At 50.0% G+C, this 5474-nt stretch carries 6 protein-coding genes and 1 tRNA gene; 5 read left to right on the top strand and 2 right to left on the bottom strand.

The window, feature by feature from the left end; translation table 11 throughout:
- The coding region (locus PPL9_RS33430; protein WP_208989450.1) for an arginase family protein at positions 1–493 on the top strand (493 nt) is incomplete at its 5' end.
- 86 nt (positions 494–579) lie between these two features.
- Here PPL9_RS33430 and PPL9_RS17470 read toward each other — a convergent pair.
- Complete coding sequence (locus PPL9_RS17470) at positions 580–909, bottom strand: hypothetical protein (RefSeq protein WP_057463898.1); 330 nt, start codon at positions 907–909, stop codon at positions 580–582.
- A gap of 247 nt (positions 910–1156) precedes the next feature.
- Positions 1157–1246, bottom strand: a tRNA-Ser gene (locus PPL9_RS17465).
- A gap of 306 nt (positions 1247–1552) precedes the next feature.
- Between PPL9_RS17465 and PPL9_RS17460 the strand changes: the two genes are divergently transcribed.
- From PPL9_RS17460 to PPL9_RS33425, 4 genes are all read left to right on the top strand, one after another.
- Positions 1553–2698, top strand: a complete 1146-nt coding sequence (locus tag PPL9_RS17460) for a septal ring lytic transglycosylase RlpA family protein (RefSeq protein WP_057463897.1) — start codon at positions 1553–1555, stop codon at positions 2696–2698.
- 109 nt (positions 2699–2807) lie between these two features.
- Complete coding sequence (locus PPL9_RS17455; RefSeq protein WP_208989449.1) at positions 2808–4025, top strand: D-alanyl-D-alanine carboxypeptidase family protein; 1218 nt, start codon at positions 2808–2810, stop codon at positions 4023–4025.
- 52 nt (positions 4026–4077) lie between these two features.
- A complete protein-coding gene (gene tmk, locus PPL9_RS17450) occupies positions 4078–4743 on the top strand; it encodes a dTMP kinase (protein WP_057463896.1) in 666 nt (221 codons plus the stop codon).
- A 20-nt stretch (positions 4744–4763) separates the two neighbouring features.
- A partial coding sequence (locus PPL9_RS33425) for a DNA polymerase III subunit delta' (protein ID WP_208989448.1) occupies positions 4764–5474 on the top strand: 711 nt, incomplete at its 3' end.

Here is a 5474-nt window from a genome sequence, read left to right as displayed (position 1 = left end):
GGTTGGCATTGTACAGGTGGATGCACACGCTGACCTGCGTATCGCTTACCAAGGCGAAAAACACTCCCACGCATCTGTCATGAACCTCCTGGTAGAAGAGGGGAACTCCCTCGCACAATTCGGCGTACGCGCACTCTGCCAGCAAGAAGTAGACAGCCGGAAAGACAACAAAGTTTTCTTTGTCGATGCTGAAGAGTTGGTCACCAAAGGATTGCATGCTGTCGATCTACCTGAGGATTTCCCGGAACACATCTACATCTCCTTTGATGTAGATGGTCTCGATCCCTCTCAAATGCCAGCAACCGGCACACCTGTGCCTGGAGGTCTTGGATATTACCAATCCTTGCATCTGGTAGAGCATGCGCTAAAGGGTCGTAAATGCGTTGGCCTTGACGTGGTTGAACTGGCACCAGATGGAAATGCTGCATGGGACTTCACAGCAGCTCAGATCACCTATCGCTTGATGGCTGCAGCAATGATCCACCAAGGCTAAAAATACAACTTACTCAAAATACACAAAGAGCTGCGATTACAAAATTGCAGCTCTTTTTCTATGAAATTATACATGGGGTTTCCAGATCACTTGGCCACCAGGCCCAGCTCTTTTGCTCGCTCACTCAGTTGGATACATACAACCCCGTTCGCATCTTCCTCTGCATCTTCCAGTGTGTGCTGCACTTCTCCAGCAAGTTGAATACTTTCCTGAACCAGCACAATATAGTGCGGTGTCGCTTTGAGCTTATTGTTTCGAATGTAATCCAGTGTCCGCTGGTGATTGATGCCGATATCACAAAAATTATCCATAGTATCGACGAGAAAAATTTCTTTGATCCTCTCCTCAGCCGTCTGCGCAGCAACAGGCAACACAAACAAGCAGGTGAAGGCACCAGCTAAAATAAATCGCTTCATGTAAAAATCCCCATAGAGAAAATAACAGTCTGACGTCGCTATATTCAGCTGTCCATTCAGCAGATCTCGCGGATGTGCTCTTTAGCCATTCAGAATGTAAGCGCAACCTGCAACAGGCCGTATGGAGAGTGAAATCAGGCAGGTTTTATGGGAAACAGTCTAATCTGGAAGTCAATTTTCAGATTCCGGACAACAAAAAACCCACCATAAAGGTGGGCTCTTTTTGCTTATCTATCATAAAGATAGATGGCGGAGAGGGTGGGATTCGAACCCACGAGACGCTTCCACGCCCGCTGGTTTTCAAGACCAGTGCATTCAACCACTCTGCCACCTCTCCGGCTGTGTGGTGTGGGCTCTATTTGGTTCATGCGGCCTCCAAAGTCAAGCCGGCGAAAAACTTGTTCCACAGCCTGAATTTATTTTTTTCACAGCGGAATCAAACAGTCCCGCCAAAACCGCTATTTCCCCTAAGTAAGTTAGCCTTGACAAGAAACTCTCTTTCTTGTGGAGACATTTTGATCGGATTCGGTTAAGGTTTATCGGCTATCTTTTTAATATTGGTTCAGTTTGTAGTGAGCTCTGGTGTTTTTGCTCAACCAGACTGAAATCCGTCAGTGCCGAACATGTAGTGAGTAACAACGGTATGACTTCTTTACTGAATTGGGGCTATTCGGTGAAAGCACCAGCTCCCGAAACGATCAAACGTGTAGCGACCAGCATATCTGTAGTTGCCTTGTGCGCAGGTATTGCAGCCTGTGGTGGCGGCACAGACAAAGTGAAGTTCAGCGAAAAGAAGTACGGCGTGGCTGCAAGTCCTCGTGTGGTGAAAGGCACTAAGCCAGTTCCCAAAGGAGGCGGGCGCGCTGTTGTCGGTAAGCCGTATAAAGTGGCTGGCAAGTGGTATTATCCCAAAAGGGACGATAACTACAAGAAAACCGGTAAGGCATCATGGTATGGCCCAACCTTCCATGGCCGCAAAACAGCAAACGGCGAAATCTTTGATCGCAATGCGCTGACAGCGGCACATCCAACAATGCCTCTGCCAAGCTATGCTAAGGTGACAAACCTGCAAAATGGCCGCTCCATGATTGTGCGCGTGAATGACCGTGGACCATTCCACGATAATCGCGTGATTGATCTGTCTGAGCGCGTTGCTGGAATGTTGGGCACCAAATCCAGCGGCGTTGCAAAGGTTCGTGTTGAATACGTCAGCCGCGCACCTCTTCATGGACAGGATGAGAAGAAGCTACTGGCATCTTATTCTGGCAATGGCGGAAACTGGAACGGCGGCAACTCTGTACCTCGGACCATGTTTGCCTTTGCAAATCCTGTGAAACGCATTTCCGGTCCGGCTCCAATGCCAAAAAGCAGGCCATACGACACTCCAATTTATGCAGCACAAAACGTGCTAGCATTCAATTCCAGCCAGCTCGATCCTGCAGTGGTGTACGAACGTAACTTGAGCACGACACAAGTCGCGTCCATATCCAGCTTCAAGAACCGCATCAACAGCGCTCTTGCGACAAACGCAAACCCGAATGCGCCCAAACCTGCGATTGCCGCACAGCCAGTTTCTACATCCTTTGGCAGCTCACTCCTTCCACCACCAAGTTCAGGTGTTTACAAAACACCAACAAGTGGCAGTGCACCAACGTTTCAGAGCGGAAATGCAGTTTCCTCCTATACGTCACAGCAAAGGCTCAACAATGCGCATGAGGCATTTAAATCATTTTCAGGTGGAACTGGTTTGAAGAACTTACTGCAATCTCGTACTGGCCAAAAACACTAAGTCATTTAGTTTTAAACGGCTTTACCCAGTCTGCTGACCTGCGTTAGTGTTTGTTTTAGGGGATGGGGCGTAGCATAGCCTCTCTAAAAACATTCAGGGAGACGCAGGCGTGCAGGTTGGGTGGCAGAAGTGCAAACAGCATAAATCTCGAAGCAACTTTAAGCGTTGGCTATCTCCTGATTGCTGGAGATTCTCAGCGGCTACGGCAATCGTATTCTGCGCACTACTCGTATCTCCAGCAACTCATGCTGTTGAGATAAAAGCCAAAGCTGCGACGCTTTACGACTTCTCCAACAAGTCATTGATCTTCTCTAAAAACTCTCAGGTTCTGCTTGCGCCGGCAAATCTAACCAAGCTCATGACCGCCGTAACAGTGCAGCAGGCACTGCATGCCGGTGATATTACGCCGCAAACCACATTCAAGGTCAGTGAACATGCATGGCGGACAGGCGGGGCTCCAGCGCGCGTTACCACCATGTTTGCACGCCTGAACTCCTCTGTCCCCGTGAATGATCTAATGTATGGCCTCATCGTTCAAAGCGCGAACGATGCCGCAATCATTCTGGCAGAGGGACTGGCGGGCAGTGAAGCCAACTTTGCGCGGGAAATGAACAAGCTTGCCAAGTCTATTGGTATGGAAAACTCTAATTTCACCAATCCGACGGGTTTCCCTGACGAGAACCATAAAACGACACTGGAAGACCTGACAATCTTGGCGGCGTATGTCCTGGAACATGAGCCTGAACTGCATTCTGTGTTTTCCATGGACCGCTATACCTGGAACAAAATCACACAGCGCAACAAAAACCCGCTCATTCGGGATATTGAAGGACTGGACGGGTTCGGAGCTGGCTTCTCTGAGAGAGAAGGTTTTGCAGCACTTGGAACACTCGACAGCAACGGTCGTCGCTATGTAGCCGCTATTGCAGCATCCCCGACGATGCAAGACCGTGTTCAGGACATGAAAACTTTATTGCTGCCATCCTTTTCCGGTCTTAAGCTCGAACAGTTTTACCGCAAAGGTGATCTTGTCAGCGATGCACAAGTGTATGGCGGCAAAAGAACAACAGTCTCCTTGAAGACAAATGATGCCGTAGCAACGCTTATCAATCCCAACGAAAAAGACAAATATCAACTGCGCGTTGTTTACAAAGGCCCCATACCCGCACCGATTAAAGAGGGAATGGAAGTTGGAGAACTGCAGGTTCTTTCCAAAAATGACGTGATTTATCGGGCAACACTGGTTACAGGAGAGGATGTAGCCATGGGAGACCTGCAAGGCCGTGCTTGGGACGCGCTAGGCGAGTTCTTCTACCAGTTGTTCTAGCACCGGATTTCAGAACTATTGAATTCCGTAGGTCTTGGAGGCCTGTTCGACGTTGTCGGGTATTTTTATCAGTTTTGAGGGCGGCGAGGGCGCCGGTAAGTCTACTCAAATTCAGCGCTTGCGCGACAAACTCGCGGCCAAAGGCATTGAAGCAATCACCACACGTGAACCGGGCGGCTCTCAAGGCGCTGAACTCGTTCGCGAAGTCCTGCTGTCTGGCGCTGCAAAAGATTATGGTGTAACGGCTGAGGCAGTCCTTTTTGCAGCTGCTCGAGCCGACCATATCGACACACTGATCAAACCAGCATTAGATGACGATAAATGGGTCCTGTGCGACCGGTTTGCCGATTCCTCACGCGTCTATCAGGGCGAATCCGGTGTTCCTCCGCAAACAGTGGAAGCCTTGCAACAGGTCGCAATCGCAGGTCATAATCCAGACATGACCTTGCTGATCAACGTGACGCCTGAAGTTGGCTTAACCCGCGTCTCAAAGCGTACCGCTCCTGTCGAATTTGATGGCCCGGATCGCTTTGAAACAGATACCTTGGAAACGCATCGTCGCAGACAAGAAATGTTTCTGGAGATGGCCCGAAAAGAGCCGGACCGCATCATTGTGATTGATGGTGACCAGTCTCAGGACAAAGTGACTGAGGATATCTGGCAAGCTGTCCAAAGCCGCTTTGAAGAGCAAATCAAACAAGATACGGCCCGTCCGTAAGCAATCAGGGAAAAGTGAATATGGCGAAAGCTCCCATAATCGAAGAAGTCCCTGAGTTCGACGAGGTCGAAGGCCTTCCGCTTCCCCGCGAGCAATCCAACCTATACGGCCACGAACTTGCAGAAACCGAACTGCTTGATGCCTACAGATCGCAGCGGTTTCATCATGCATGGATCCTCGGCGGCCCCAAAGGCATCGGCAAAGCCACACTGGCATTTCGTTTCGCACGCTTCATACTGGAGCACCCGGACCGCTTTTCTACGCCGGTGATGGCTGCAAACAGCCTATACGTTCCACCAGAAAGCCATAGCTCTCAAATGATTGCCGCAGGTTCTCATGCAGACCTTCTGCATTTGCGACGTCCATGGGACTTGAAAGGAAAGCGTTTCAAGCGTGACCTTCCTGTTGATGAAGTGCGTAAGACCACAGGCTTCTTTGGATCAACGGCCGCAGGCGGAAACTGGCGCATATGCCTTGTTGATTCTGCTGACGACATGAACCAGTCCGCAGCCAACGCTCTGCTTAAGATTCTTGAAGAACCACCAAAGCAGTCGCTCTTTATCCTGCTTTCACACAATCCCGGACCTCTTTTGCCAACAATTCGCTCCAGATGTCGCAAATTGTCCATGCGCAAGCTGGAAGAGCAAACGATCGAGCAAGCGCTGACTGACATGGGCTGCGCTCCATCCGGCAATACACAGGCTCTGCACACACTCGCTGATGGCAGCCTG

Source organism: Pseudovibrio sp. POLY-S9, from assembly GCF_001431305.1.
Classification (GTDB): domain Bacteria; phylum Pseudomonadota; class Alphaproteobacteria; order Rhizobiales; family Stappiaceae; genus Pseudovibrio.
The sequence above is the reverse complement of the archived record's forward strand: the minus strand, read 5'-3'. Positions and strand labels throughout refer to the sequence as shown.

Coding starts and splice junctions, on each gene's coding strand:
- PPL9_RS17470 (WP_057463898.1), bottom strand. CDS start 909: ATGAAGCGATTTATTTTAGCTGGTGCCTTCACCTGCTTGTTTGTGTTG.
- PPL9_RS17460 (WP_057463897.1), top strand. CDS start 1,553: ATGACTTCTTTACTGAATTGGGGCTATTCGGTGAAAGCACCAGCTCCC.